33 protein-coding genes and 4 tRNA genes are annotated in these 26113 nt (G+C 59.1%); 24 read left to right on the top strand and 13 right to left on the bottom strand.

Annotation, left to right across the window (positions count from 1 at the left end; translation table 11 throughout):
• The first annotated feature begins 8 nt into the window (after nt 1-8).
• The 4 genes from C4J86_RS17055 to C4J86_RS17040 all read left to right on the top strand — a co-directional run bounded on the left by C4J86_RS17055 (nt 9) and on the right by C4J86_RS17040 (nt 1265).
• A complete protein-coding gene (locus tag C4J86_RS17055) occupies nt 9-773 on the top strand; it encodes an SDR family oxidoreductase (protein WP_124367667.1) in 765 nt (254 codons plus the stop codon).
• A 100-nt stretch (nt 774-873) separates the two neighbouring features.
• Nucleotides 874-949, top strand: a tRNA-Val gene (locus C4J86_RS17050).
• Nucleotides 950-1005: 56 nt separating this feature from the next.
• Nucleotides 1006-1082: transfer RNA gene (locus tag C4J86_RS17045), tRNA-Asp, on the top strand.
• A gap of 106 nt (nt 1083-1188) precedes the next feature.
• Nucleotides 1189-1265 (top strand) — tRNA-Asp (locus C4J86_RS17040).
• A gap of 158 nt (nt 1266-1423) precedes the next feature.
• Here the strand turns inward: C4J86_RS17040 and C4J86_RS17035 are convergent.
• The gene (locus C4J86_RS17035; RefSeq protein ID WP_124371250.1) at nt 1424-2707 is read right to left on the bottom strand and encodes an FAD-binding oxidoreductase; all 1284 of its coding nucleotides are present in this window, start codon (nt 2705-2707) and stop codon (nt 1424-1426) included.
• A gap of 184 nt (nt 2708-2891) precedes the next feature.
• On the opposite strand from C4J86_RS17035, the gene C4J86_RS17030 reads away from it, so the two are divergent.
• Nucleotides 2892-2968: transfer RNA gene (locus C4J86_RS17030), tRNA-Val, on the top strand.
• 71 nt (nt 2969-3039) lie between these two features.
• Here the strand turns inward: C4J86_RS17030 and C4J86_RS26885 are convergent.
• Nucleotides 3040-3366 carry a hypothetical protein gene (locus C4J86_RS26885; RefSeq protein ID WP_164487781.1) on the bottom strand — a complete coding sequence of 109 codons (327 nt, stop codon included), beginning with the start codon at nt 3364-3366 and terminating at the stop codon, nt 3040-3042.
• A gap of 156 nt (nt 3367-3522) precedes the next feature.
• On the opposite strand from C4J86_RS26885, the gene C4J86_RS17025 reads away from it, so the two are divergent.
• From C4J86_RS17025 to C4J86_RS17010, 4 genes are all read left to right on the top strand, one after another.
• Nucleotides 3523-4239, top strand: coding sequence for a DUF969 domain-containing protein (locus C4J86_RS17025; protein ID WP_124367662.1), 717 nt, complete (start codon nt 3523-3525; stop codon nt 4237-4239).
• Nucleotides 4236-5186 (top strand): DUF979 domain-containing protein, encoded by a 951-nt coding sequence (locus C4J86_RS17020; protein ID WP_124371249.1) that lies wholly within the window; start codon nt 4236-4238, stop codon nt 5184-5186. Before C4J86_RS17025 ends, C4J86_RS17020 begins: the two co-directional genes overlap by 4 nt.
• 7 nt (nt 5187-5193) lie before the next feature.
• The gene (pcp, locus tag C4J86_RS17015) at nt 5194-5823 is read left to right on the top strand and encodes a pyroglutamyl-peptidase I (RefSeq protein ID WP_124371248.1); all 630 of its coding nucleotides are present in this window, start codon (nt 5194-5196) and stop codon (nt 5821-5823) included.
• A 64-nt stretch (nt 5824-5887) separates the two neighbouring features.
• The gene (locus tag C4J86_RS17010) at nt 5888-6334 is read left to right on the top strand and encodes an anti-virulence regulator CigR family protein (RefSeq protein WP_124371247.1); all 447 of its coding nucleotides are present in this window, start codon (nt 5888-5890) and stop codon (nt 6332-6334) included.
• A gap of 12 nt (nt 6335-6346) precedes the next feature.
• On the opposite strand, the gene C4J86_RS17005 is transcribed toward C4J86_RS17010, so the two are convergent.
• Genes C4J86_RS17005 through C4J86_RS16995 form a run of 3 tightly spaced genes read right to left on the bottom strand, consistent with a single transcriptional unit; the run spans nt 6347 to nt 8717 of the window.
• Nucleotides 6347-7747 carry a heavy metal sensor histidine kinase gene (locus tag C4J86_RS17005; RefSeq protein WP_124371246.1) on the bottom strand — a complete coding sequence of 467 codons (1401 nt, stop codon included), beginning with the start codon at nt 7745-7747 and terminating at the stop codon, nt 6347-6349.
• Entirely contained in the window at nt 7744-8415 is a 672-nt protein-coding gene (locus C4J86_RS17000; protein WP_124367657.1) for a heavy metal response regulator transcription factor, read from the bottom strand. Before C4J86_RS17000 ends, C4J86_RS17005 begins: the two co-directional genes overlap by 4 nt.
• 41 nt (nt 8416-8456) lie before the next feature.
• On the bottom strand, nt 8457-8717 hold the full coding sequence (locus C4J86_RS16995; protein ID WP_124371245.1) for a DUF2790 domain-containing protein: 261 nt from the start codon (nt 8715-8717) through the stop codon (nt 8457-8459).
• Between the two features lie 202 nt (nt 8718-8919).
• On the opposite strand from C4J86_RS16995, the gene C4J86_RS16990 reads away from it, so the two are divergent.
• Nucleotides 8920-9615 (top strand): HAD family hydrolase, encoded by a 696-nt coding sequence (locus C4J86_RS16990; RefSeq protein WP_124371244.1) that lies wholly within the window; start codon nt 8920-8922, stop codon nt 9613-9615.
• Here C4J86_RS16990 and C4J86_RS16985 read toward each other — a convergent pair.
• Both C4J86_RS16985 and csrA read right to left on the bottom strand, forming a co-directional pair.
• Nucleotides 9597-9860 (bottom strand): hypothetical protein, encoded by a 264-nt coding sequence (locus tag C4J86_RS16985; RefSeq protein WP_124371243.1) that lies wholly within the window; start codon nt 9858-9860, stop codon nt 9597-9599. The two genes, C4J86_RS16990 and C4J86_RS16985, sit on opposite strands and share 19 nt — an antisense overlap.
• A 205-nt stretch (nt 9861-10065) precedes the next feature.
• Nucleotides 10066-10260, bottom strand: a complete 195-nt coding sequence (gene csrA / locus C4J86_RS16980; protein ID WP_003192511.1) for a carbon storage regulator CsrA — start codon at nt 10258-10260, stop codon at nt 10066-10068.
• Nucleotides 10261-10520: 260 nt separating this feature from the next.
• Here csrA and C4J86_RS16975 point away from each other — a divergent pair, with 260 nt between their 5' ends.
• Complete coding sequence (locus tag C4J86_RS16975; RefSeq protein ID WP_124368997.1) at nt 10521-10886, top strand: SPOR domain-containing protein; 366 nt, start codon at nt 10521-10523, stop codon at nt 10884-10886.
• A gap of 31 nt (nt 10887-10917) precedes the next feature.
• Here C4J86_RS16975 and C4J86_RS16970 read toward each other — a convergent pair whose 3' ends face one another.
• The 3 genes from C4J86_RS16970 to C4J86_RS16960 form a co-directional block, all read right to left on the bottom strand.
• Nucleotides 10918-11607: an endonuclease gene (locus C4J86_RS16970; protein ID WP_124371242.1), complete on the bottom strand. Its 690-nt coding sequence runs from the start codon at nt 11605-11607 to the stop codon at nt 10918-10920.
• A 4-nt stretch (nt 11608-11611) separates the two neighbouring features.
• A complete protein-coding gene (locus tag C4J86_RS16965; RefSeq protein ID WP_124404699.1) occupies nt 11612-11863 on the bottom strand; it encodes a DUF1654 domain-containing protein in 252 nt (83 codons plus the stop codon).
• Nucleotides 11864-12028: 165 nt separating this feature from the next.
• Nucleotides 12029-13117: an asparaginase gene (locus C4J86_RS16960; protein ID WP_124367653.1), complete on the bottom strand. Its 1089-nt coding sequence runs from the start codon at nt 13115-13117 to the stop codon at nt 12029-12031.
• 450 nt (nt 13118-13567) lie between these two features.
• Between C4J86_RS16960 and C4J86_RS16955 the strand changes: the two genes are divergently transcribed.
• Genes C4J86_RS16955 through C4J86_RS16925 form a run of 7 tightly spaced genes read left to right on the top strand, consistent with a single transcriptional unit; the run spans nt 13568 to nt 20537 of the window.
• On the top strand, nt 13568-14527 hold the full coding sequence (locus tag C4J86_RS16955) for a sugar ABC transporter substrate-binding protein (protein ID WP_124359095.1): 960 nt from the start codon (nt 13568-13570) through the stop codon (nt 14525-14527).
• A 57-nt stretch (nt 14528-14584) separates the two neighbouring features.
• Entirely contained in the window at nt 14585-16138 is a 1554-nt protein-coding gene (locus tag C4J86_RS16950; protein WP_124371241.1) for a sugar ABC transporter ATP-binding protein, read from the top strand.
• Entirely contained in the window at nt 16135-17112 is a 978-nt protein-coding gene (locus tag C4J86_RS16945; protein WP_003174987.1) for an ABC transporter permease, read from the top strand. The genes C4J86_RS16950 and C4J86_RS16945 overlap by 4 nt, the downstream gene beginning before the upstream one ends.
• 3 nt (nt 17113-17115) lie before the next feature.
• Nucleotides 17116-18138 (top strand): LacI family DNA-binding transcriptional regulator, encoded by a 1023-nt coding sequence (locus C4J86_RS16940; protein WP_124363577.1) that lies wholly within the window; start codon nt 17116-17118, stop codon nt 18136-18138.
• Between the two features lie 24 nt (nt 18139-18162).
• Nucleotides 18163-19080, top strand: a complete 918-nt coding sequence (gene rbsK, locus C4J86_RS16935; RefSeq protein WP_124371240.1) for a ribokinase — start codon at nt 18163-18165, stop codon at nt 19078-19080.
• Entirely contained in the window at nt 19077-19481 is a 405-nt protein-coding gene (gene rbsD / locus C4J86_RS16930; RefSeq protein WP_124363575.1) for a D-ribose pyranase, read from the top strand. Before rbsK ends, rbsD begins: the two co-directional genes overlap by 4 nt.
• 27 nt (nt 19482-19508) lie before the next feature.
• Entirely contained in the window at nt 19509-20537 is a 1029-nt protein-coding gene (locus C4J86_RS16925; RefSeq protein ID WP_124367647.1) for a nucleoside hydrolase, read from the top strand.
• A 33-nt stretch (nt 20538-20570) separates the two neighbouring features.
• Here the strand turns inward: C4J86_RS16925 and C4J86_RS16920 are convergent, their stop codons facing one another.
• On the bottom strand, nt 20571-20777 hold the full coding sequence (locus tag C4J86_RS16920) for a hypothetical protein (RefSeq protein WP_124367646.1): 207 nt from the start codon (nt 20775-20777) through the stop codon (nt 20571-20573).
• 156 nt (nt 20778-20933) lie between these two features.
• Here C4J86_RS16920 and C4J86_RS16915 point away from each other — a divergent pair, with 156 nt between their 5' ends.
• Nucleotides 20934-21239, top strand: coding sequence for a hypothetical protein (locus C4J86_RS16915; RefSeq protein WP_124363572.1), 306 nt, complete (start codon nt 20934-20936; stop codon nt 21237-21239).
• 144 nt (nt 21240-21383) lie between these two features.
• Nucleotides 21384-21704, top strand: coding sequence for an I78 family peptidase inhibitor (locus tag C4J86_RS16910; protein ID WP_124371239.1), 321 nt, complete (start codon nt 21384-21386; stop codon nt 21702-21704).
• A 72-nt stretch (nt 21705-21776) separates the two neighbouring features.
• Here the strand turns inward: C4J86_RS16910 and C4J86_RS16905 are convergent, their stop codons facing one another.
• Complete coding sequence (locus C4J86_RS16905; RefSeq protein ID WP_003234260.1) at nt 21777-21989, bottom strand: cold-shock protein; 213 nt, start codon at nt 21987-21989, stop codon at nt 21777-21779.
• Nucleotides 21990-22278: 289 nt separating this feature from the next.
• Nucleotides 22279-22593, bottom strand: a complete 315-nt coding sequence (locus C4J86_RS16900; RefSeq protein WP_015884935.1) for a hypothetical protein — start codon at nt 22591-22593, stop codon at nt 22279-22281.
• 365 nt (nt 22594-22958) lie between these two features.
• Here C4J86_RS16900 and thrS point away from each other — a divergent pair, with 365 nt between their 5' ends.
• The 4 genes from thrS to rplT are packed head-to-tail and all read left to right on the top strand — an operon-like array spanning nt 22959 to nt 26073.
• Complete coding sequence (gene thrS, locus C4J86_RS16895; RefSeq protein WP_124371238.1) at nt 22959-24881, top strand: threonine--tRNA ligase; 1923 nt, start codon at nt 22959-22961, stop codon at nt 24879-24881.
• Complete coding sequence (gene infC / locus C4J86_RS16890) at nt 24881-25432, top strand: translation initiation factor IF-3 (protein ID WP_015884933.1); 552 nt, start codon at nt 24881-24883, stop codon at nt 25430-25432. Before thrS ends, infC begins: the two co-directional genes overlap by 1 nt.
• 60 nt (nt 25433-25492) lie before the next feature.
• Entirely contained in the window at nt 25493-25687 is a 195-nt protein-coding gene (gene rpmI, locus C4J86_RS16885; RefSeq protein ID WP_002553160.1) for a 50S ribosomal protein L35, read from the top strand.
• Between the two features lie 29 nt (nt 25688-25716).
• Nucleotides 25717-26073 carry a 50S ribosomal protein L20 gene (rplT, locus tag C4J86_RS16880; RefSeq protein ID WP_005789679.1) on the top strand — a complete coding sequence of 119 codons (357 nt, stop codon included), beginning with the start codon at nt 25717-25719 and terminating at the stop codon, nt 26071-26073.
• Nucleotides 26074-26113: the final 40 nt, after the last annotated feature.

The following is a 26113-nucleotide window of genomic DNA, read 5'->3' as shown; positions in this document are numbered from 1 at the left end:
AGTGGTCCATGGAGGCCGCGACGGCCAGTAACGGGCGCGTGGCGCTGGTGACCGGCGCAGCGCGGGGCATTGGCCTGGGGATCGCGGCGTGGCTGATCAGCGAAGGCTGGCAGGTGGTGTTGACCGACCTGGACCGCGAGCGCGGCTCCAAGGTGTCCAAGGTGCTGGGCGAGAATGCCTGGTTTATCAGCATGGACGTGGCCGACGAGAAGCAAGTGGCCCAAGGTGTCGCTGAGGTATTGGGGCAATTTGGGCGCCTGGATGCGTTGGTGTGCAATGCGGCGGTGGCCGATCCGCGCAATATCACCCTGGAAAGCCTCGACCTGGCGTACTGGAACCGCGTACTGGCGGTGAACCTCAGTGGGCCGATGCTGCTGGCCAAGCACTGCGCGCCGTACCTGCGCGCCCACGGTGGCGCTATCGTCAACCTGGCCTCGACACGGGCGCGCCAATCGGAGCCGGACACCGAAGCGTATGCGGCGAGCAAGGGTGGCCTGCTGGCGCTGACTCACGCGTTGGCGATGAGCCTGGGCCCGGAAGTGCGCGTCAATGCGGTCAGCCCTGGCTGGATCGATGCGCGTGATCCCGCTGCGCGGCGTGCCGAGCCGCTCACCGATGCCGATCACGCTCAGCATCCGGCGGGCCGGGTAGGCACGGTGGAAGACGTAGCCGCCATGGTAGCGTGGTTACTGTCGCGCCAGGCCGGCTTTGTCACCGGGCAGGAGTTCGTGGTGGACGGTGGCATGAGCAAGAAGATGATTTACAGCGAGTAGGGCGGTCTTGGAGCATTTTTGTCTTTTTCAGAAAAACTTCAAGCGGGCTATTGACTTAGGTCCGCTACCTGCGTAAATTTCGCGGCCTCAACGAAGCAAAGGGTGATTAGCTCAGCTGGGAGAGCATCTGCCTTACAAGCAGAGGGTCGGCGGTTCGATCCCGTCATCACCCACCACTTCTTGAGAGTTTTGCCCTTGTGGCAAGACGCAACGTTAAAGGTTGCACCGACGCGCAGCGGTAGTTCAGTCGGTTAGAATACCGGCCTGTCACGCCGGGGGTCGCGGGTTCGAGTCCCGTCCGCTGCGCCATATTTTCCAGGTTCGATGTGTCGGGCTTGAGATTGAACAGCGAAAGTTGATCAGTCAGATGTTTAAAGGTGATTGAGGGGTTTAGCCTCAGTCAGCCAAGCGATACGCAGCGGTAGTTCAGTCGGTTAGAATACCGGCCTGTCACGCCGGGGGTCGCGGGTTCGAGTCCCGTCCGCTGCGCCATATCTGCCTCAAGGCCCACTGAACGCCTTGAAGCACAAAGAAAGCCATTGGCTGACTTTGATCCGATAGCAAAGACCCTGGTCGAAAGACCGGGGTTTTTTGTGTCTGCGATTTGGCTTTCCAGGCAAGGAGCCGGCGAACCGGCTCCCCGTTATGCGTCAAAAGCCCAGCTTGTCCCGCAGCCCGTAATACCACGCGCCCATTGCGGCAAATGGCGTGCGCAGGAGCTGGCCGCCCGGGAACGGGTAGTGGGGCAGGTCGGCAAACGCGTCAAAGCGTTCAGCCTGGCCTCTCAGGGCTTCGGCCAATACCTTGCCCGCCAGGTGTGTGTAGGTCACGCCATGGCCGCTGCAGCCCTGTGAGTAATAAATGTTGTCGCCGAGGCGGCCAACCTGAGGCAAGCGCGACAGGGTCAGCAGGAAATTGCCGGTCCATGCGTAGTCGATCTTTACGTCCTTGAGCTGCGGGAAAGCCTTGAGCATTTTCGGCCGAATGATCGCTTCGATATTCGCCGGGTCGCGCGCGCCATACACCACGCCACCGCCGAAGATCAGGCGCTTGTCGCTGGTGAGGCGGTAATAATCGAGCAGGTAGTTACAGTCTTCGACACAGTAGTCCTGCGGCAGCAACGTCCTGGCCAATTCATCGCCCAAGGGTGTGGTGGTGATCACTTGGGTGCCGCACGGCATCGATTTCGCCGCCAGCTCCGGCACCAGGTTACCCAGATAGGCATTCCCCGCGACGATGATGAACTTGGCCCTGACTTTACCTTCGGCGGTATGTACCACCGGATTGGCGCCGCGTTCGATGCGCACCGCTGCCGATTGCTCATAGATCGTGCCGCCCAGGGATTCAACGGCTGCCGCCTCGCCCAAGGCCAGGTTGAGCGGGTGGATATGCCCGCCGCTCATGTCCAGCAGGCCGCCTACATAGTTGTCACAAGCCACTACTTCGCGAATCCGGCGCTCGTCCAGCAGCTCCAGCTGCGTATGGCCGTAGCGCTCCCACAGGCGCTTCTGCGATTCCAGGTGGCCCATGTGCTTGTTGTTGAGGGCGGCGAACACACCGCCGTCCTTCAAGTCGCACTGGATCTGATACTTGGCCACGCGCTCACGAATGATCCTGCCACCCTCGAATGCCATCTCGCCGAGCAACTGCGCCTGCTTGGGCCCGACGCTGCGTTCGATGACATCGATGTCGCGGCTGTAGCTATTGACAATCTGCCCGCCATTGCGACCGGACGCACCAAAACCTACCTTGGCGGCTTCCAGCACCGTCACGCGAAAGCCGTTCTCGAGCAGAAACAGCGCGCTGGACAGGCCGGTGTAACCGGCGCCGATCACACAGACATCGGTTTCGATCTCACCTTGCAGCACCGGGCGCGGCGGAACCGCGTTCGCGGAGGCGGCGTAATAGGACTGGGGGTAGGGGGTGTTCGCCATCCTGGAACCTCTGTTTTATATTTTTTACGAGTGCGGCGATCCTACCTGAGTTGAAAATTGCCTGCCAGCCACCCGTAAATCGCGGGCGTGCCGCCCGCGAATAAAAAATTCGCATATTCATAGGCTTAGCTGCAAAAAAGATGTTGACACCCCTACGGAATTCCGTAGAATGCCGCCTCACAGCAGGCACGTAGCTCAGTTGGTTAGAGCACCACCTTGACATGGTGGGGGTCGTTGGTTCGAGTCCAATCGCGCCTACCAAACAAAATCCGCTCTGCTGGGCGGTCTAGAAGGGCTCACCGAAAGGTGAGCCCTTTTTTGTTGCTCGGAATTCAGGCAATACCTTGCCAAAGTGACACCTCGCGGCCCACTTGAGGACTACGCGTCTCGATCAACAGAAAAGCGTAGCCACCGACAGCAGGCAAATAATCTGGACCACCATCTGGCAACGTATTTCGCCAATTGCTGTCGCCATACTGCTCATGTGACCGGCATACATAGCTGGAGCCCTCATTGTCGGCAATCGCACCGTGGATGATCCGCAGGACCATCATGGCTGAGTATAGGGCCAATCCCGAATCCCTCCAGTTGCCGGGGCCAGCGCTGCCAATATCGACAAAATTTATTGGTCTGCAGCAACAGTTTTTCTTGTTGGACACCTCCCACCTCAAGGCAGCAAAGTTGCCGCCACTGCTCGACCTTCCGGGTCAACAATAAAAAAACCGAGCCGACTGCACGCCACTTTCATGCTGTGAGCCCTTTGCTCACATCCTGCTGTAATGGCGCCGCAGCGCGCACTAAAGGACCTCTCCGCCATGCAAACTGTTGTGAACTTATGGCCGTTGATCGGCGTACTTGTCATCGTGGTCGGCTTTGTATTGCGCTTCAATCCGTTGCTGGTGGTGACCGCCGCCGCTATCGCTACCGGGCTCGCCGCCCATTTCCCGCTGGAAAAAATTCTCGCAACCATGGGTGATGGCTTCCTTCAAACCCGTGCGCTGCAATTGATCCTGTTATTACCGTTGGCGGTGATTGGCCTGTTGGAGCGTCATGGCCTGCGCCTGCATGCGCAGAACTGGATCGCCCGCTTCGAGCGCGCGACGGTCGGGCGTTTGCTGATCATCTATCTGTTCGTACGTGAAACGACCGCGGCCATGGGGCTGACCAGCCTGGGCGGGCATCCGCAGATGGTACGGCCATTGCTGGCGCCGATGGCCGAAGGGGCGGCGGAAAAACGCTATGGCAAGCTGCCGGACAAACTGCGTCACAAGGTATTGGCCATGTGCGCCGCCACCGACAACGTGGGGCTGTTTTTTGGTGAGGACATCTTCGTCGCCTTTGGTGCGATCGCCTTGATGCACACCTTTCTGCTCGGCTCGGGGATTGATGTAGATCCGCTGCATATTGCGGTGTGGGGCATCCCCACGGCGATCTGTGCCTTTATCATTCACGCCATTCGCCTGCATCGGTTCGATCGCAGGTTGACCCGTGAGATGACCGCCGCCGCCCCGTCGGTGGAGGCCGCGCAATGATTATTTCCATTCAATACCTGTACTGGCTGGCCGGGGTGCTGTTGCTGATCACCGCCGGCATGATCGTGCTGGATCGCACCCACCCCAAGCGTTGGTCCAGCGCGCTGTTCTGGCTGCTGTTTGCCATTCCGTTCCTGGTGGGGGAGCGGCTGCCCTCGGTGGTCATCGGTGTCGGCGTTGTGGTGATGGCGTTGATTGCGGGCCTGGGCGGCGTTGGCCGTGGCCAGCACGCCGAATTGCACGTCAAGGCTTCGCGTGCCAGTGCCGGTCGCCTGGGTCACAAGCTGTTTATCCCCGCGCTGGCGATTCCGCTGACCACGGTGATTGGCTCGGTATTGCTCAAGCACACCGAAATTGGCGGTGTACCGCTACTCGATCCGAAGAACACTACTTTCGTCTCGCTCGGCATCGGCTGCCTGATCGCCCTGGGACTGGCCTGCTGGTTGACCCGCGATACGCCGGTGCAAGCCTTGCGCGAATCGCGTCGCCTGACCGAAGCCCTTGGCTGGGCCATGGTGCTGCCACAGATGCTGGCAATGCTCGGGCTGTTGTTCAATGAAGCCGGGGTGGGCACGGCGGTCGCCCACGTCACCACCACGTACATCAACCTGGACTTCAAGTTGGTGGCGGTCATGGTGTATGTGCTGGGCATGGCCTTGTTTACCGTGATCATGGGCAACGGCTTTGCAGCCTTTCCGGTGATGACCGGTGGCGTCGGCGTGCCGGTACTGGTGGGGATCTACGGCGGCAACCCGGCGGTAGTGGCGGCGATCGGCATGTTTTCCGGCTACTGCGGTACGCTGATGACGCCGATGGCGGCCAACTTCAATATCGTACCGGCCGCGCTGCTTGAGCTGCCAGACAAGAACGCGGTGATCAAGGCCCAATTGCCCACCGCCTTGATGATGCTGGTGGTCAATATTGTGCTGCTTTATCTGTTGATGTGAGGCCAGGATGAATACCTTATTGCTGACAGGCTTCGAGCCTTTCGATCACGACGACGTCAACCCATCCTGGGAAGCGGTGCGCCAGCTGGAGGGCGTGCAACTGAGCGATGACGTGCGGATCGTCGCACGCCGGTTGCCATGTGCCTTTGCCACTGCTGCCGAAACCTTGATGGCGTTGATCGACGAATTACATCCGGTGATGGTCATCGCCACAGGCTTGGGCCCTGGGCGCAGTGACATTTCGATCGAGCGGGTCGCAATCAATGTCAATGACGCACGCATCCCGGACAACCTGGGCGCCCAGCCGATTGATACGGCGGTGGTAGAGGGGGGGCCGGCCGCTTACTTCTCGACATTGCCGATCAAGGGCATGGTCAGGGCGGTGCGGGAAGCGGGTATTGCTGCCTCGGTTTCGCAGACGGCGGGCACGTTCGTGTGTAATCAGGTGTTTTATCGATTGCAGCATGCGCTGGCGGGTTCAGCGGTGCGCAGTGGGTTTATCCATGTGCCGGGCCTGCCTGGGTCGGGTGAGCCGTCGATGGCGCTGCCGATGTTGGTGGAAGGCTTGCGCCTGGCGGTCGCGGCGGCCTGGCAGACTCAGGTGGATATTGTGGAAACAGGCGGGCGGGTGAGCTGATGCCGTGCTCGGTGGCATAACCTCGACTACAGTTGATCAGGTATCCCCCTGGAAAAACTACATCATGATCAAGTGCCCGAAGTGTGTGTCCGTAGTGTTGTCGCTCGCATTGTTTGCAGGCAGCAGTATTGCCTTGGCTGATCCCGGCAATGGCAAAGGCCAGGGCAATAACAAAGGGAATAACCAGGCGGGGCAGGGCCACGGCAAGCCTGGTGGCAAAGGTTCGGCGGGTAATCACGGCCCCAGCGTTGATCGGGGCAGTGTGCTGAGCCTGGTGGGCGGTAACCGCGATTACTGGAGCCCTGGGCCTGCGTTGCCTCCGGGTATTCAGAAAAATCTGGCGCGCGGCAAGCCGCTGCCGCCCGGTATCGCCAAGAAACTCGATGGTCGCCTGGCGGGGCGCCTGCCTCACTACGACGGGTATGAATGGCAGCAAGCCGGCACTGACTTGATTCTGGTAACCATCGCCACCGGTATCATCTACGAAGTGCTCAACGGGGCTTTTGATTGACCGGGCGGCGCCTCACGCTTCCCGGGCGGGGAAAAACAACTCGAACCGCGTCACGCCGTCTTCGCTGCTGACGCCATACCGCCCGTTGTGCAATTGCATGATGGTTGCCACGATCGACAGCCCCAGCCCATTGGACTGAGAGGACCGCTCGCGGGATTCATCCACCCGATAAAACCGTTCGAACAACCGCGGTAGGTGCTCGGCGGGAATGGTTTCACCGTGGTTACTGACCCTCAGGTTGACGCCCTCGTCATTTGCAATGGCCTGGATACGCAGCTCCGAGCCCGGCGAGCCATACTTGATGGCGTTGGCGCACAGGTTGGCCAGGGCGCGCCGCAGCAGCATCGGCTCCGCCCAGATCACGCCTTCGCCCTCGACCACAATGTGCATGCCCGCGTCAGCGGCCAAGCCTTCGAAATAATCCGCGATGCGTTCCACTTCATCCGCAGCGTCCAGCGCCTGGCGTTGGCGCAACGCGCTGGCGGGGTCGGTGCGCGCCAGAAACAGCATGTTGTCGAGCATCCGCGCCAAGCGTTCGAGTTCTTCGACATTGGAGGCCAACAGCTGCTGGTAGCTTTCGATACTGCGCTGCTGTTGCAGGGCAACCTGGGTTTCGCCGAGCAGGTTGTTGATCGGCGTGCGCAGTTCATGAGCCATGTCGGTGGACACCTGGCCCAATTGCACAAAGCCCTTGGACAAGCGTTCAAGCATGGTGTTGAACGACTCGATCATCGGCAGCAATTCTTGGGGTGCGCCCTGGCCGTCGAGGCGCTCGGCCAGGTTGCCGACGCCGATCCCTTGCGCGTGGCGGGCGAGGCGGCGCAAGGGCAGCAAGCCGCGATGCACCAGCAGGTAACCGGCCAACGCCAGGACGATCGCAGCGATGCTCGCCAGGATATAAACGCTCAACCGATAGCTGGCGAGTACGGCGGTGCGCTCGGTCATCAGGCGGCCGCTGGTGACTTGCAGGCTGCCCAGGTCACCCGAGTCGATGGTCGCGGCCACGGTTGAAAAAGGAATGCCGTTAAGCCCCGGCAAATGCTGCACATCGCTCAGCGCCAGTACGTGATCCTTGGGCACTGGTTTGACCGAAGGCAACTCGATATTCGCCGGGTTCACCAGCAGCAACGGTTGTTGGCCGGGGGCGCCGATGCTCAATACGGATTCGCGGTTGCCCAGCATGTTCTGGAACAACTCGGGCTTTGTCTGGATCAGGCCCAGGGTATTGCTGTCGTTGAGCAGGTTGCGCAGTTGATCCACTCGGGATATCAGCGCGGTGTCGTCGCGGCGCACCAGCTCGCGCTCCAGCTCGCGGTACAGGGCCACGCCCAGGGTGGCCAGCAGGGCAAAGGCGAGCAAGGCGAATATCAGTGCCAGGCGCAGGGTCAGCGAATAATGGCGAGCGCGGCTCATGGCTGGGTATCGAAGCGGTAGCCGATGCCACGCACGCTGTGGATCAACTTGAGCTGGAACGGGTCGTCGATTTTCAAGCGCAGGCGCCGCACGGCCACGTCGACCACATTGGTGTCACTGTCAAAATTCATGTCCCATACCCGCGAGGCAATCAGCGAGCGTGACAGCACCTGGTCCTGATGAGTGGCGAACAGGTGCAGCAGGGCGAACTCTTTATTGGTCAGGGTAATGCGCGTGCCAGCGCGGGTGACGCGGCGCTTGAGCACATCGATTTGCAGGTCGGCGATGTGCAGGTGTTCTTCTTCACGTGTCGGGCCGCGTCGGGTCAGGGTGCGCAAGCGTGCGACCAGCTCGGCGAAGGAGAAGGGCTTGATCAGGTAGTCGTCGGCGCCCAGCTCCAGGCCTTTGATGCGGTCGGCAATGTCATCGCGGGCGGTGAGAAACAGTACCGGCGTGTCGGCTTCCTTGCGCAAGCGGCGCAGTACTTCCCAGCCATCCATCTTCGGCATCATCACATCGAGCACGATCACGTCGAACGGCGTTTCCAGGGCCTGGTGCAAACCGTCCACGCCATCGCGGGCCAGGCTCACGCTGTAGCCCAGCTCCTGCAGGCCATTGAGCAGGTAATTGCCGGCCTTGGGTTCGTCTTCGACTACGAGGATGTTCATGGGAAAGCCCTGGTTCGATGGGGTGCGCAAGTTTAGCCTGATCAATTGTCACTGGCGCAACCGGTGCCCTGCACGCGGTAGTCCAGCACATGCTCACGATCCTGGTGGTCCAGGTAGCGCAGTTGTGCCGGGACGATACCGCATTGGCCGTAGGAGTCGGTACTGGACAAAACCTTGGCGACATCCAGGTGGACGAAGAAGCCGGTCTGATCATGGATCACGGGAGCGGCCTGGGCGGTGCCGGCAGCGAATACCGAGCCGGTGGCGAGCAAAGCGGCAAAGGCGAGGGCAAAGCGTTTCATGGCGAGATCTCTGTTTAAAGTGGCTGCCGGGGTTGGCAGTGAGTTCACAGTAACCAGGCGACCCGAACAGCTAACCAACAGGATGATGACAAGTTCGTCATTCAGGGTTTAACGCTGGCGCCTCGCAGCGTTTACAAGTGCCGAGGTGAACCGTAGATTGCGTGGGGTCGATCATTGCTTGAACCCATGGAGAAGCCGCGTAGTGTCCAGTCGAAATCCAGCCGTATTCAGTCAGCGTTACCGTGCCTTCCTGTTCGATATGGACGGCACCCTGCTCAATTCCATCGCCGCTGCCGAGCGTGTATGGAGCCGATGGGCTGAACGCCATGGGCTGGATGTGCAGGCTTTCCTGACGACCATTCATGGCGCCCGCGCGATTGATACGATCACGCGCCAGGGGTTGCCGGGTGTGGATCCCGAGGCGGAGGCGGCGTGGATTACCGAGGCTGAATTGAACGACGTCGAGGGTGTCGTGGCGCTTGCCGGTGCGGTCGCGTTCCTGAACCGCTTGCCGGCCGATCAGTGGGCACTGGTCACGTCTGCGCCCAAGGCACTGGCGTTGCGCCGAATGCAAGCGGCCGGTATTTCCATGCCGGCGGTAATGGTGACGGCCGAAGATGTCGCCAGCGGCAAGCCGGATCCTGCGTGTTACGTGCTTGGCGCCCAGCGCCTGGGCGTGCCGGTGCAGGATTGCCTGGTGTTCGAGGATGCGACAGTAGGCATTCGAGCAGCAGAAGCGGCGGGAGCGGACGTGATGGTCGTGACCTCGACGCACCTGGCGCCTATGGCGACTGAACATGCCTGTATCGAGGGATATGAGGGGTTGCAAGTCGTGCGAGAAGCGGATGGCCTGCTGACGCTGCGAGAAAAGATAGACAGTCAGCGTGCGGTTTTTTGATGGGCGCGATGCGCCTCGCGCTGGCACAGCTTACGCAAAATAGTCTTCTGAATCGGCTTGAGACAGAACGCAAACAGGTAGGCACACAAGAGTAAGGCGAGGTCCAGCCAGGAATGGTCTGCGGCGTCGACGGCCGCCTCGGCTTCCAAACGCAGGCCATACCCGAGCGCCAGAAAGACCAGCCCTATCAGCAAGGCGATCGTCCAGGAAAGGGAAACCATGGGCTGTGTAACGGTTGGCCTCATCGACGTGCTCCTGAAATGCACTCGGACCGCAGGATGACGTGGGATTTGGCTGCAAATGATGCAACAAGTTCCGGGGAGCATGGCAGTTTCATCTTGCAGCGCAGGCCGATGTACGAGGCGCACAGCTCGGGTAGAAAAAGAACGGGTCAATCAGGGTTTTCGCCAGCCGTTACGGTGAAGCAAAAGGCTGGCTACTGGAGGTGCTTCAAGGCGTCTGGTTTTTGTCCGGCGCAGTGAGGCCGGCCTGGATGCGCTGATAAATTTCCTCGCGGTGCACGGCAACATCCTTGGGGGCGTTGATGCCGATTCGTACTTGCTGGCCGCTAACGCCCAGGATGGTGATCGTAATGTCATCACCGATGTTTATGCTTTCACCAACTTTGCGGGTGAGTATAAGCATGGACTTCTCCTTGATTACTTTTAAGGACACATGTTCAGACAGGGCAGGTGTCGGATGTGCGTAGCTTACTGCGAAGCGCTTCCCTGTGACTGCCTCTTTTAGGACGCATAGAGGCGACATTAATTCCCATGGCGGCATCATACAGGTCGCGATACATCATTCGCATTGTTTAAGCCAATGTTTATGACGGCCAGAATAGACAGTGAATGGTAAAGTCGCCTCTTTATCTTCAAAGGAGCAGGGCAGTGCGTAAAGTAGCGATGGCAATTGCGGTGTTGGCGTTGGCCGGATGCGGCGAAGGTAAACCTGTCGATGCGCCCAAGGCCAAGCCTGTCGTGACCCAAAGCCAGCCACAAACCGGTGCGATTGCCGCTCAAGAATGGGATGTATGGGTGGGCCCGCCGGATCACAAGCTGCAGGCGATCACGGACCTGACCGCCTGGTTGCTGGAGCATGGTTTCAATTTTTATATCGTGAAGGTCGACGGCAAGGATCAGGTCCTGCTGGGGCCGTTTGCGAGCAAGGCCGAGGCTGAGGCGAAGCAGACCCTGCTCAACGAAAAGATGGCGCGGGCCAAGAAAAACGACACCGTGTCAGAGGTCATCGAACACAAGGTCACCCAGTAACAAGTCGGGTGGGCGGGTTTTGCGCCCACCTTCAGCCACAGGCCTTCAGGTTCACCGGGCCGACGAACTCATTGCCACGGCCCATCACACAGCCCACCGTCTGGTTGCGCTGGCGCTCCCAGGCTTGCACCGGATAGGTCTTGTTCCAGGCTTCATACAGCTGGCGATCCTGTTTCGACAGGCGCAGGCCGTATTGCTTGCTCATATAAAAATAGGTGCGCGCGATCATTCCGCGGATGGACGGACGCGGCATGACCTTCTTGGCCTTGAAGTCCACTTGCGTCAGGCATGAACCGTATTGCCCGCTTTGCACCGGCAGCCAGCCGAAGCTGAAGTTGTTGCGGTCGCCATTTACCTCGCCGATGCTCGGCACCAGGTTGTGCAGGTCCGCTTCGGCGCGCTTGAACACGTCGTCATGGCGCGTGCAGTTTTTACGCCCGCCATTTTGCCAGCACTGACGTTGATGGCCGATCTGCCAGGCGGGCACGATGTGTTCCCATTCGATGCGTGCGGCGCGGTTGGCGTTCTTGCGCGGGATGTAACCACAGGCTTTCAGGTCTATACGGTTACCGGTGTATTTGCAGCCGCAGTAGAACTCGGTGGACTGCGGAGCGTAGAGCTTCCAGGCGATTTTTTTGGCTTCACTGAAAGTGCGGGGGGCTTGGGCGTTGGCGGTGACAGCAAACAACAGGCAGCACACAGCAAAAAAACGGACACTCATTCAATCAATCTTCCTTCGGCACAACCCAGAAAATCTGCACGCCGCCGTCATCCCTATAGGCGAGGGTGACGTTGTCGTTTTCCGCAATCTCTTCAAGCAAGCGCGCCCATTCGTCCTCGGGCTCATCCGGCAGGCGGAAGATCAGCGCCGCCTTGGCCTTCTGCGCGTTGGTCGAATTGATGATTTTTTGGACGCGAATAGCCAGGCGCTGGTAGGCATCTGGCGGTGCGGGTGCTGCGGAGGAGGGCTTTGCCACGGAGTATTCCTTAGTAAGCTGTACGCACATACAGTATTTAACTGTAGGTAATTTCGCAACTGCTTAAATTCAAAGAACTCCGTCTGACAGCGAATTTGGAAATTTGCTGTGATTTTTTGCGAGGAACTGTAGGAGCGAACTTGCTCCTACAGATAAAGCCTGGAATCAATACTCCCAGAACATCCGTTGCAGCTCTTTGCTGTCCTGGGTCTTGGTCAGGGCGACCATCGCCAGGATGCGCGCTTTCTGCGGGTTCAGGTCAAGGGCGGCGACCCAGTCGTATTTGTCGTCGGGTTGCTCGGCGTTACGCAGCACCATGCCGCCGGCGTTGACGTGGGAAGAGCGAATGATCTGCACGCCTTGCTTACGCAATTCCACCAGAGCGGGAACGACCTTGGATGACACTGAGCCATTGCCGGTGCCGGCATGGATGATCGCCTTGGCGCCCGCTTGGGCCAGGGCCTTGTAGGCAGTGTCGCTCACGTTGCCGTAGCCGTAGGCAATTTCGACGTCGGGCAGGCTCTTGATGGTCTTGATGTCGAATTCCGAATCCATGGTGTGACGCTTGGCCGGCAGGCGGAACCAGTAGGATTTGCCTTCAACGACCATGCCCAGCGGGCCCCATGGGCTCTTGAACGCCTCGGTCTTTATATTGATCATCTTGCTCACGTCGCGACCCGACTGGATCTCGTCGTTCATGGTCACCAGCACGCCTTTGCCCCGTGCGTCCTTGCTGCCCGCGACGGCAACGGCGTTGTACAGGTTGAGCATGCCGTCTGCCGACATGGCGGTACCAGGGCGCATGGAGCCGACCACCACGATAGGCTTGTCGGTTTTTTCAACCAGGTTGAGGAAGTAGGCAGTTTCTTCAAGGGTGTCGGTACCGTGGGTGATCACGATGCCATCCACGTCCTTGTCGTCGGCCAATTCGGCGACGCGACGACCCAGTTGCAGCAGGTTGTCGTTGTTGATGCTTTCCGAAGCAATTTGCATCACTTGTTCGCCGCGTACATTGGCGATCTGGCTAAGCTCAGGAACACCCGCGATCAATTGTTCGATGCCGACTTTGGCGGCCTGGTAAGTGGCGCTGTTGGCCGCACTGGCGCCAGCCCCGGCAATGGTGCCGCCAGTGGCGAGGATCACCACGTTGGAAAGCTTGGTCTTGGTGTCGACTTCTTTTGCCTGAGCGGCAACGGGGAACAACAGCAGGAGGGCCAGCGCCCCAGGAACAAAGGTCTTCAATGCAGATTTCATTATTTTTCTCTCTGGTTTTTGATGAGTGCGGTAGCAGGTTCATCCAGAACACCCGGGCGACTCTGAACGCCTCGAGGTGCTGAGAAAGAGCAGGATTTGTACCAAGCCAATCATGCTCGGAGCGATAAAATAAGCTATTGATTTAAAACAATTTAAATGGGATTTTCAGTCTGGGTTGACGCGACGCCGTCCGGCTTTCCGAACGGAAGGCGCTTCGCTGTTCGGTTGTCCGAAAGCCAGCTCGGGTTGGCGCAGGTTATGTATGAGATCGTCGTTGCGCCTGTCGTTTCAACCAGCGGGAAAAGGGCAGGGTGGGTTCAGGATGAAAGGTGAACGACTGCCGTTGACAAATCTCGACAAGGTTCTCATAGTTCTGACAACGCAAACGTTTGCGAGATGTTTCTTCGACGCGAGCGTTGCTCACAATAATCATAAGATCGGAGTACACCCATGAAGCTGCCATTTGCAGGACGTCTTCTTGCTGTCGCTGTGCTTGCCGCCGCATCCGCTGCCCTGCCTCTCTCTTCTGCTTTCGCTGACGACGCCGCCGCCAAACCCAAGGTTGGCCTGGTGATGAAGTCCCTTGCCAACGAATTTTTCGTGACCATGCAAGAGGGCGCCAAGGATTACCAGAAATCCCACGCTGCCGACTTCGACATGATCACCAACGGCATCAAGAACGAAACCGACACCAGCGCGCAGATCGATATCGTCAACCAGATGATTCTGGCCAAGGTCAACGCCATCGTCATTGCACCCGCCGACTCCAAAGCGCTGGTCACCGTGCTGAAGAAAGCCTCGGATGCCGGCATCAAGGTGGTCAACATCGACAACCGTCTGGACCCGGACGTGCTGAAAAGCAAAAAACTCGATATTCCCTTCGTCGGCCCGGACAACCGCAAAGGCTCCAAGCTGGTGGGTGATTACCTGGCCAAGCAACTGGCCGCAGGCGACAAGGTCGGTATCATCGAAGGCGTACCGACCACCACCAACGCCCAGCAGCGCACCGCAGGCTTCAAGGATGCGATGGATGCTGCAGGCATGAAGATCGTCTCCACCCAATCCGGTAACTGGGAAATCGACCAGGGCCAGAAAGTCGCATCGGCGATGCTGAGCGAATACCCGGACCTCAAGGCACTCTTGGCCGGTAACGACAACATGGCCCTGGGCGCGGTCTCCGCCGTACGTGCGGCAGGCAAGGCCGGTAAAGTTCTGGTGGTGGGCTATGACAACATCGAAGCCATCAAGCCGATGCTGCAGGACGGTCGCGTACTGGCGACCGCCGACCAAGCGGCTGCCCAGCAAGCCGTGTTCGGCATCCAGAACGCGCTCAAGCTGGTCAAGGGCGAGAAGGTCGACGCCACCGACGGCGTGATCGAAACCCCGGTCGAACTCGTCCTCAAGAAGTAATCCCGGCAGTAGCCAACAGCGCCCGCTCGTCCTGAGCGGGCGCCTGGAGATTTTCCTATGTCATCTTCCGCCCCGAACGCTGTCCTCTCGGTCAGCGGTATCGGTAAGACCTATGCCCAACCGGTTCTGTCCGACATCACGCTCACGCTCAATCGCGGTGAAGTGCTGGCGCTGACCGGTGAAAACGGCGCAGGCAAGAGCACCTTGTCGAAGATCATCGGCGGGCTCGTCACGCCAACCACCGGGAACATGCAGTTCAATGGCCAGGCCTATCAACCCGGCAGCCGCACCCAGGCCGAAGCGCTGGGTGTGCGCATGGTCATGCAGGAACTCAACCTGCTGCCAACGCTGACGGTGGCTGAAAACCTGTTCCTGCATAACCTGCCCAGCCGTGGTGGCTGGATCAGCCGCAAACAGCTGCGCAAAGCCGCGACCGAAGCCATGGCCCAGGTCGGCCTGGACGCCATCGACCCGGACACGCTGGTCGGCAGCCTGGGCATTGGCCATCAACAAATGGTTGAGATTGCCCGCAACCTGATCGGCGACTGCCACGTACTGATTCTCGACGAACCTACGGCGATGCTCACTGCCCGTGAAGTCGAGATGCTGTTCGAACAAATCACTCGCCTGCAGGCCCGAGGCGTGGCGATTATCTATATTTCGCACCGGCTGGAAGAGTTGGCCCGTGTGGCCCAGCGCATTGCGGTATTGCGCGATGGCAAGCTGGTGTGTGTCGAGCCGATGGCCAATTACAACAGCGAACAATTGGTGACGCTGATGGTGGGGCGCGAGTTGGGCGAGCATATCGACCTGGGCCCGCGCACCATCGGCGGACCGGCCCTGACGGTCACAGGCCTGACGCGCTCGGACAAGGTTCGTGATGTGTCGTTCCAAGTGCGCGCCGGTGAAATCTACGGTATTTCCGGCCTGATCGGCGCCGGTCGTACCGAGTTGCTGCGCCTGATTTTCGGCGCCGACCCGGCCGACAGCGGCACCGTAGCGCTGGGGCCGCAGGCCAATGTAGTGAGCATTCGCTCACCGGTCGATGCGGTCGGTCATGGCATTGCCCTGATCACCGAAGACCGCAAGGGTGAAGGCTTGCTGCTGACCCAGTCGATCAGCGCCAACATCGCTCTGGGCAACATGCCGGAAATCTCCGCTGGCGGGCTGGTGAACAGCCGCGATGAAACCGCCCTGGCCAAGCGCCAGATCGACGCCATGCGTATCCGCAGTTCCAGCCCGGCGCAGTTGGTTTCCGAACTGTCGGGCGGTAACCAGCAGAAGGTGGTGATTGGCCGCTGGCTGGAGCGTGATTGTTCGGTGATGCTGTTCGATGAGCCTACCCGAGGCATCGACGTCGGTGCCAAGTTCGACATTTACGCCTTGCTCGGCGAGTTGACGCGCCAGGGCAAAGCGCTGGTCGTGGTCTCCAGTGACCTGCGCGAGCTGATGCTGATCTGTGACCGCATCGGCGTATTGTCCGCCGGGCGCCTGATCGAGACTTTCGAGCGCAACAGCTGGACCCAGGACGAATTGCTCGCCGCCGCCTTTGCCGGCTATCAGAAACGTGATGCGCTGCTCAACGATGCAGTGCCTAGGAATACCCCATGAAAACAACCACTTCCCCCGGTAAGACTGGCGGCAACTTCTACGGCCTGGGTACCTACCTGGGGCTGGCAGGTGCGCTGCTGGCGATGATTGCGCTGTTCTCGGTGCTCAGCGATCACTTCCTGTCTTATGACACGTTCAGCACCCTGGCCAACCAGATTCCGGACCTGATGGTGCTGGCGGTGGGCATGACCTTTATCCTGATCATCGGCGGCATCGACCTGTCGGTGGGCTCGGTACTGGCGCTGGCGGCATCGGCGGTCAGCGTGGCGATTCTGAGCTGGGGCTGGAGCGTATTGCCGGCCGCCGTGCTGGGCATGGGCTGCGCCGCATTGGCCGGCACACTCACCGGTTCCATCACCGTGGCCTGGCGGATCCCGTCCTTTATCGTGTCCCTCGGCGTGCTGGAGATGGCCCGGGGCGTGGCGTACCAGATGACCGGCTCGCGCACCGCGTATATCGGTGACTCGTTTGCCTGGCTGTCCAACCCGATTGCTTTCGGGATCTCGCCGTCGTTCATCATTGCGTTGCTGGTGATCATCGCCGCCCAGTTGGTGCTGACCCGCACCGTGTTTGGTCGCTACCTGATCGGTATCGGCACCAATGAAGAAGCGGTGCGACTGGCCGGCATCAACCCCAAGCCCTACAAGATCCTGGTGTTCAGCCTGATGGGTCTGTTGGCCGGCGTGGCCGCGCTGTTCCAGATTTCGCGTCTGGAAGCGGCGGATCCGAATGCCGGCTCGGGCCTGGAACTGCAAGTGATTGCTGCCGTGGTGATCGGCGGTACCAGCCTGATGGGCGGACGCGGTTCGGTCATCAGCACCTTCTTTGGTGTGCTGATTATTTCGGTATTGGCTGCGGGCCTGGCACAGATCGGCGCGACAGAACCGACCAAACGCATCATTACCGGTGCGGTGATCGTGATCGCCGTGGTCCTTGATACCTACCGCAGCCAGCGCGCCAGTCGGCGGGGCTGAACCATGGCAACGATCAAGGATGTGGCAGCGCTGGCGGGGATTTCCTACACCACGGTGTCCCATGTGGTGAACAAGACGCGCCCGGTCAGCGAGCCGGTGCGCATCAAGGTCGAGGCGGCGATCAAGCAGTTGGACTATGTGCCGAGTGCGGTCGCGCGCTCACTCAAGGCCAAGACCACCGCGACGATCGGGCTGCTGGTGCCCAACAGCCTCAACCCGTATTTCGCGGAACTGGCCCGGGGCATTGAGGACTACTGCGAGCGCAACGGCTACTGCGTGATCCTCTGCAACTCCGACGACAACGCTGAAAAGCAGCGCAGCTATTTGCGCGTGCTGCTGGAGAAACGCGTCGACGGCTTGATCGTAACCTCGGTGGGCGGCGATGACAGTGGCCTCGCCGCTGGCTTGAGTGCGGTGCGCACGCCCATGGTGATAGTCGACCGGGCACTGGACGGTATCGACGTCGACCTGGTGCGCATCGATCATGAAGAGGGGGCTTACCTGGCGACCCGGCACTTGCTTGAATTGGGCCATCGCGACATCGCCTGCATCGCCGGCCCGGCCCATACTCGCGTGGCGCAAATGCGTCTGGCAGGGTATCGGCGTGCGCTGCGCGAAGCCGGGGTTGAAATAGCGGCTGAGCGCATCCGGGAAAGTGATTTTACCAGCACCGGTGGTTATGCCGCCGCAGTGCAATTGCTTGCGCAGCAGCCCCCCAGTGCGATTTTTGCCTGCAACGATATGATCGGCTTCGGCGTGTTGCGCGCTGCGGCAGAGCAGAATATCCGTGTGCCGGGCGAGCTGTCGGTGATTGGTTTCGATGACATTCAAATGGGCCGGTATGTTTATCCGGCGCTGACCACGGTCGGGCAGTCGATCCTGCAACTGGGCGAGACAGCGGCTGAATTATTATTGCGACGTATAGCGACACCCCAACGCCCGATCGATCAACGTATCGTGACGCCGAGTATTGTCTTGCGTGAGTCGACGGCGCCGTTGGCCGGTGTGTTCGCCCAATACCGCTGAACCAGAATTGATGAGTACTGATGTATGCCAGCAAAAGTAGTGGTAGTAGGCAGCTTGAACATGGACCTGGTCACCCGCGCCAGTCGCTTGCCGCGCGCCGGTGAAACACTGATCGGCCAGACGTTTTCCACTGTGCCTGGTGGCAAGGGCGCCAACCAGGCCGTGGCCTTGGCGCGCCTGGGGGCGGATGTGGCGATGATCGGTTGCGTCGGTACCGATGCCTACGGCGGCCAACTGCGTGATGCGCTGGTGATCGAAGGCATCGATTGTCAGGCCGTCAGCACCATGGAAGGCTCCAGTGGTGTCGCGCTGATCGTGGTGGATGACAGCAGCCAGAACGCGATTGTGATTGTGGCGGGCAGTAACGGTCAGTTGACGCCCGACTCGATGACGGCCTGCGACGCGGTGTTGCAGGCCGCCGACGTGATCATCTGCCAGCTTGAAGTACCGATGGAAACCGTCGGGCATACGCTCAAACGCGGCCGCGAGCTGGGCAAGACGGTGATCCTCAACCCGGCGCCGGCCAGTGGGCCCTTGCCGGCTGCGTGGTATGCCTCGATTGACTACCTGATCCCCAACGAAAGTGAAGCCAGCGCCTTGAGCGGCGTAACGGTCGACTCGCTCGACAGCGCCAAGCTTGCCGCTACCGCGTTGATCAAGGCTGGCGCCGCTAAAGTCATCATCACCCTGGGCGCCCAGGGCGCACTGTTTGCCGATGGCAATAGCTTCGAACACTTGGTCGCGCCCAAGGTCACGGCGGTGGACACCACGGCTGCCGGCGATACCTTCGTAGGTGGCTTTGCTGCGGCATTGGCCGCAGGCAAGAGCGAAGCCGAGGCGATCCGATTTGGCCAGGTTGCGGCAGCGTTGTCGGTGACCCGTGCCGGCGCCCAACCTTCTATTCCTACCCTGCACGACGTACAAGGTTTTGTGCCCTCATGAAAAAGACCCCTCTGCTCAATATCGCCCTGTCGCGCGTGATCGCGTCACTGGGGCACGGCGACATCCTGGTCATCGGTGATGCCGGCCTGCCGGTGCCACCTGGCGTCGAGTTGATCGACCTGGCGCTGACCCAGGGCATCCCGGATTTCATCAGCACCCTGCGCGTTGTGCTCAGCGAAATGCAGGTGGAAAGCCACGTGCTGGCTGAAGAAATCCTGCTCAAGCAGCCGCCGGCGCTGACCGAGCTCAATGCGCTGACCGCACAGGCTGCGCTGGGCGAACGACGCCTGCTAAGCCATGACGCGTTCAAGCAACTGAGTGGCAAGGCGCGCGCCGTGGTGCGCACCGGCGAATGTCAACCGTACTGCAATATCGCGCTGGTCTCCGGCGTAACCTTCTAGAGTCCCCCCTACGACAAGGAGTGTTTTATGCAACGTGGTCTTCCATCCCTGAAAAACCTGTTTCGGAGTGTTCTGCTTTTGTCCGCACTCACAGCTGCAAGCGCCCAGGCGGCAGAAAAAATCGACCTGATCATCGATACCGACCCAGGTGCCGATGACGTGGTTGCCTTGCTGTTCGCCATGGCGTCGCCGGAAGAGCTGAGCATCCGCGCGCTGACGACCGTGGCCGGCAACGTGCGCCTGGACAAAACCTCGCGCAATGCACGCCTGGCGCGCGAGTGGGCAGGGCGCGAGGACATCCCGGTATACGCGGGGGCTCCGGCACCGCTGCTGCGCAAGCCGATCTATGCCGAGAATATCCATGGCAAGGAAGGGATTTCCGGTGTCACCGTGCACGAGCCGAAACAAGGCCTGGCTGACGGCAACGCCGTGGATTACCTGATCAAGACCCTGACGGCCGCCAAGCCCCACAGCATCACTATTGCCATGCTCGGCCCGCAGACCAACCTGGCCCTGGCATTGACCCAGGCACCAGAAATCACCCAGGGCATCAAGGAAGTAGTGGTGATGGGCGGTGCGCACTTCAATGGCGGCAATATCACGCCGGTGGCCGAGTTCAACCTGTTCGCCGACCCGGTGGCCGCCGAGATCGTGCTTAAAAGCGGCGTGAAGTTGACCTACCTGCCGTTGGACGTGACCCATAAGGTGCTGACCAGCGAGGCTCGCCTGAAGAAAATTGCCGACCTGAACAACAACGCAAGCAAGGTTGTGAGCAATATTCTTAACGAGTACGTCAAAGGCGATATGGAACACTACGGCATTCCTGGCGGGCCGGTGCATGACGCCACGGTGGTCGCCTACCTGCTCAAGCCGTCGCTGTTCAGCGGTCGCCAGGTCAATGTGGTCGTCGACAGCCGGGAAGGCCCGACCTTCGGCCAGACCATTGTCGATTGGTACGACGGCCTGAAGCAGGACAAGAATGCGTTCTGGGTCGAAAACGGCGACGCCCAGGGCTTCTTCGATCTGTTGACCGAGCGCCTGGCGCGTCTGAAGTAAACCCCTTACCGGTCGGCGTTCGCCGGCCGGTTCTTATGCGCGCTCGGGTGCGCCCATGTGGTCGGCCGGGTATTTCTCGAATACCTGGCTGATGAATGCTTGCGCGCCCTTGGTGCCGAGTTCCTTGACCAGCAGGTCGATACCGATGATCGCCAATTCCTCCGGACTCCCGGGGCTGTAGGAGCTTTGCCCTTGGGGCCATTTGGCTTTGATATCGGCTTGGAGCGTTACGGTGGTCATGGGAAATCTCGCGGTCTGTAGGTGCTGGGCAATGCGCTGGCGTGTGGCTGCAGCGGGCGCAGTTAACCATTTTGCGCGCAAGTTGGCACTGCTACTTAGGCATGAGGAAGGGGGTGTGCGACACTGTCCGCCTGTTTATTGGCCGGGAAACACTGCGTGCAGATCGATTTGAATAACCCCGAGAGTCTTACGCTGGTCGCTGTGCGCCAACTGCTGGCCAGCGCCAGTGACGATGAGCACACCCAGCTGCGGGTCAGCAAGGCGGGTATTGCCTACATTTCTTCAGGCGTGGTCGGGGGCGCTGATATAGGTGGTTTGCTGTTTCGCCTGGAGACCTGGGCAAAGGGTTCCGGTTATGTGGGTAACGTGGCCGCGAACGACGAAGTCTGGGTGATGCAGATTTTCAACGCGCTCAAGCAGAATTGGCCAACGCCGTCATCTGACTACATTGATATCTACTGAACATATTCATATCTAGTCACGATTGACGGGGCGCTTGCCGGGCGTGACTCAGGCAGACTTGCGCGTCAGACGTTAACGTCTTGAAACCAATCTGCTCACTCGCTGTCGCACGATCTCTGTCCATTTTTAATCATAGGAGGCTTCATGCCTTGGAAGCTCGCATCATTCGGTACTTTGTTGGCAGCGCTCGCGTTGGCGGGTTGCAGCACCCCGGGTGCCTCTGAGCCAGGCAAAGATGCCACCGTGACCGATGCTGGTCATAGCCGCTGTGAGTCGAAGGCTGCCGAGTTCACGATCGGCCAGAAAGCCTCGCCTCAACTGCTGGAGCAGGCGCGTACGCGTGCCGGTGCGCAGAACGCACGCATCCTCAAACCCAACGACATGATCACGCTGGAGTATCGCTCCGACCGCCTGAACCTGAACACCGACGATAACCTGGTGATCATGCGGGTCAATTGCGGCTGATAGCCACTGGCTTTTGCAGCATCCATAAAAAACCCCGTCACATGGACGGGGTTTTTTTAGCTCAGCGGAGAATTACTCGCCGCGAACTTGTGCAGCTTGCATACCCTTTTGGCCTTTCTCAGCCACGAAGGAAACGGTTTGGCCTTCTTTCAGGCTTTTGAAACCGTCGCTTTCGATAGCTTTGAAGTGTACGAACAGGTCGTCACCGCCACCTTGAGGAGTGATGAAGCCGAAGCCTTTTTCATCGTTGAACCATTTAACGGTGCCGGTTTGGCGATTAGACATGGTGTATCTCCAAGAAACATATATTTTCAGTAGTGCTGTGCTGCTCAGGCCAACTGGGCACACAGGGCTATCATAGTCGAAATGTTCGGCTTGGGAGCCCCCCCAAGGCATTGTTTGCTAATCAATCGCGTTGCGTTGCGTGCCTGTTTTGGCTGAAAGCCCCGTTCTACGGGGCTTTGGAGCGAAATATCAGCTGTTAAAAAAAGCCGTAAAAGCTACGTAATTTGTGAGAAACAGCCGTTTTCAGGCTGTTTTTCTGGCAAAAAAGACGCCCGATCGGTGAGCGTTCTTACTTTTTCTTAACCACTTTGCAGGACGAAATAGCCGCGACCGCTTTGTTTTTAAGCTCCGGGCTGGCGTTCTGGTTGGTCATCAATTCTTTGATTTCCGCAGTGCTCAATTCGGCGTTGATCTTGTCGGCGCCACATTCGCAATGGGCTTTGGCGGTTTTGGCGTCCACGTTCTGGCTGGCGGCAGCGCTGCAGTCGCTGACGAAGCTGTCACGGGCGCCAGCTGGCCAGTTCGAAGGTGCCGCTGCTTGCGCGCCGAGGGAAAGCAGGGTCAGGGAAGCGGCGAGGGCGAGTGTCGAGGTAAAACGCATCATGGGATGCTCCTTTGGGTCGAGGACGAACGGCGATTCTCGGGGTGTTTGAGGCGTGGCGTACAGCTCAAGTTCACTTTTGCGGCCATAAGGCATGGAATTTACTTCTACCGCAGTTCGTGTCGGCGCGATGACCGTTCATCTGTGCTAGCATCCTGGGCTTGGCTTTTTCCAGGTGCGCTCTATGCCGCCTTGCCAGCTCTTTTTTGTTCACTCCAGTCACTCTGGTTCGATTATCGGTTGGCCGAAAGGCTCCTGCCGCTGTAAGGCAGGCGTTCAGTATTGAGCGGCCTGGTGTTGGATCTTGTACTGGCTCATCCCAACCCACGTGACCTTTGGTAGGGGTCACCACTAGGAGAGGAGGCGCCATGCCAACTATTACTCTACCCGACGGCAGTCAACGTTCGTTCGATCATTCGGTTTCCGTAGCCGAAGTCGCCGCATCCATTGGTGCCGGCCTGGCCAAGGCCACCGTGGCCGGCAAGGTCGACGGCAAGCTGGTTGACGCCAGCGACCTGATCACTGCCGATGCCAGCCTGCAGATCATCACGCCCAAGGATCAAGAGGGGCTGGAGATTATTCGCCACTCTTGCGCGCACCTGATTGGCCACGCGGTCAAGCAGCTGTATCCCACCGCGAAAATGGTGATCGGCCCGGTCATCGACGAAGGCTTCTATTACGACATCGCTTATGAGCGTCCTTTTACACCGGACGACCTGGCTGCGATCGAGCAGCGCATGCACGCGCTGATCGAAAAAGATTACGACGTCATCAAGAAAGTCACCCCGCGTGCCGAAGTGATTGATGTGTTCACTGCGCGCGGCGAAGACTACAAGCTGCGCCTGGTGGAAGACATGCCGGACGAGCAGGCCATGGGCCTGTACTACCACGAAGAATACGTCGACATGTGCCGTGGCCCGCACGTGCCGAACACGCGTTTCCTCAAGTCGTTCAAGCTGACCAAATTGTCTGGCGCCTACTGGCGCGGCGACGCGAAGAACGAGCAGTTGCAACGGATCTACGGCACCGCCTGGGCTGACAAGAAGCAGCTGGCTGCCTATATCCAGCGTATCGAAGAGGCCGAGAAGCGCGACCATCGCAAGATTGGCAAGCGCCTGAACCTGTTCCATCTCCAGGAAGAAGCGCCGGGCATGGTGTTCTGGCATCCGAACGGCTGGACCCTGTACCAGGTGCTCGAGCAGTACATGCGCAAGGTCCAGCGTGAAAACGGTTACCTCGAGATCAAGACCCCGCAGGTGGTTGATCGCAGCTTGTGGGAGAAATCCGGGCACTGGGCCAACTACGCCGACAATATGTTCACCACCCAGTCGGAAAACCGCGACTACGCCATCAAGCCGATGAACTGCCCGTGCCACGTGCAGGTGTTCAACCAGGGCCTGAAGAGCTACCGCGAGTTGCCGATGCGCCTGGCCGAATTCGGTGCCTGCCACCGTAACGAGCCATCGGGTGCGTTGCACGGCATCATGCGTGTGCGTGGCTTCACCCAGGATGACGCCCATATCTTCTGCACCGAAGAGCAGATGCAGGCTGAATCCGCCGCGTTCATCAAGTTGACCATGGACGTTTACCGCGATTTCGGTTTCACCGAGGTCGAGATGAAGCTGTCCACTCGTCCGGAAAAGCGCGTCGGCTCCGACGAGCTCTGGGATCGCGCCGAAGCTGCACTGGCCGCCGCGCTCGACAGCGCGGGCCTTGCGTACGACCTGCAGCCGGGGGAGGGCGCCTTCTACGGTCCCAAGATCGAGTTCTCGCTGAAAGATTGCCTTGGCCGTGTCTGGCAGTGTGGTACCCTGCAGCTCGATTTTAACCTGCCGATCCGTCTGGGAGCCGAATACGTCTCCGAAGACAACAGCCGTAAACACCCGGTTATGCTGCACCGGGCGATCCTCGGTTCGTTCGAACGGTTCGTCGGGATCCTGATCGAGCACTACGAGGGTGCATTCCCGGCGTGGCTGGCTCCGACTCAGGCAGTGATCATGAATATCACTGATAAACAGGCAGATTTTGCCGCTGAAGTTGAAAAAACACTCAACGAAAGCGGATTTCGTGCCAAGTCCGACTTGAGAAATGAAAAGATCGGCTTTAAAATCCGCGAGCATACTTTGCTCAAGGTTCCCTATCTTTTGGTTATCGGAGATCGGGAAGTCGAGATGCAGACTGTCGCTGTGCGTACTCGTGAAGGTGCTGACCTGGGCTCGATGCCCGTCGCCCAGTTCGCTGAGTTCCTCGCGCAAGCGGTTTCCCGGCGTGGTCGCCCAGATTCGGAGTAATTATTATTAAGCGTGAAATGAGACAAGATAAACGAGCTGCACCGAAAGCCCCGATCAACGAGAATATCTCGGCACGCGAGGTTCGGTTAATTGGCGCTGATGGCGAGCAGATTGGCATCGTCTCGATTGATGAAGCGCTTCGTATTGCAGAAGAGTCCAAGCTGGACCTGGTGGAAATTTCCGCCGATGCAATCCCACCCGTTTGCCGGGTGATGGACTACGGCAAGTCGATCTTCGAGAAGAAGAAACAGGTTGCCGCAGCGAAGAAGAACCAGAAGCAGATTCAAGTAAAAGAAATCAAGTTTCGTCCAGGGACGGAGGAAGGGGATTACCAGGTAAAACTGCGCAACCTGGTACGTTTCCTGAGTGATGGGGACAGGGCCAAGGTATCCTTGCGATTCCGCGGCCGTGAGATGGCCCACCAGGAGCTGGGGATGGAACTCCTCAAGCGGGTTGAAGCTGACCTGCTCGAGTACGGTTCGGTCGAACAGCATCCTAAGATGGAAGGACGCCAGCTGATCATGGTCATCGCCCCGAAAAAGAAGAAGTAATCAACAGGGCACGGCAGGCCTTCTGATTATGTTTATCAACTGAATGCGGAGTATCCGAACATGCCAAAGATGAAGACTAAAAGTGGTGCTGCTAAGCGGTTTCTGAAAACTGCTAACGGTATCAAGCACAAGCACGCTTTCAAGAGCCACATTCTGACCAAAATGTCGACCAAGCGTAAGCGTCAACTGCGCGGTAGCAGCTTGCTGCATCCGTCTGACGTGGCAAAAGTCGAGCGCATGCTGCGCCTTCGTTAATTTTGGATCAAGAATAGAGGAAGTAACTCATGGCTCGTGTAAAGCGTGGCGTCATTGCCCGTAAGCGTCACAAAAAAATTCTGAAACTTGCTAAAGGCTACTACGGCGCGCGTTCACGCGTATTCCGTGTTGCCAAACAAGCGGTAATCAAGGCAGGCCAATACGCCTACCGTGACCGTCGTCAGAAAAAACGTCAGTTCCGCGCCCTGTGGATCGCTCGTATCAATGCTGGTGCACGTGTTAACGGTCTGTCCTACAGCCGTTTCATCGCTGGCCTGAAAAAAGCGTCCATCGAAATCGACCGTAAGGTTCTGGCTGAACTGGCCGTGAACGAAAAAGCGGTGTTTGCTGCGATTGTCGAGAAAGCTAAAGCCTCCTTGGCTTAAGTACCCCCGACAGTCACCCTGGGTTACTCCTGTAGCCCAA

It is taken from the genome of Pseudomonas sp. R2-7-07, assembly GCF_003852355.1.
In the GTDB taxonomy this organism is placed as follows: Bacteria; Pseudomonadota; Gammaproteobacteria; order Pseudomonadales; family Pseudomonadaceae; genus Aquipseudomonas.
Note: the sequence above shows the minus strand (reverse complement) of the source record. Positions and strands in the feature narration are given on the sequence as shown.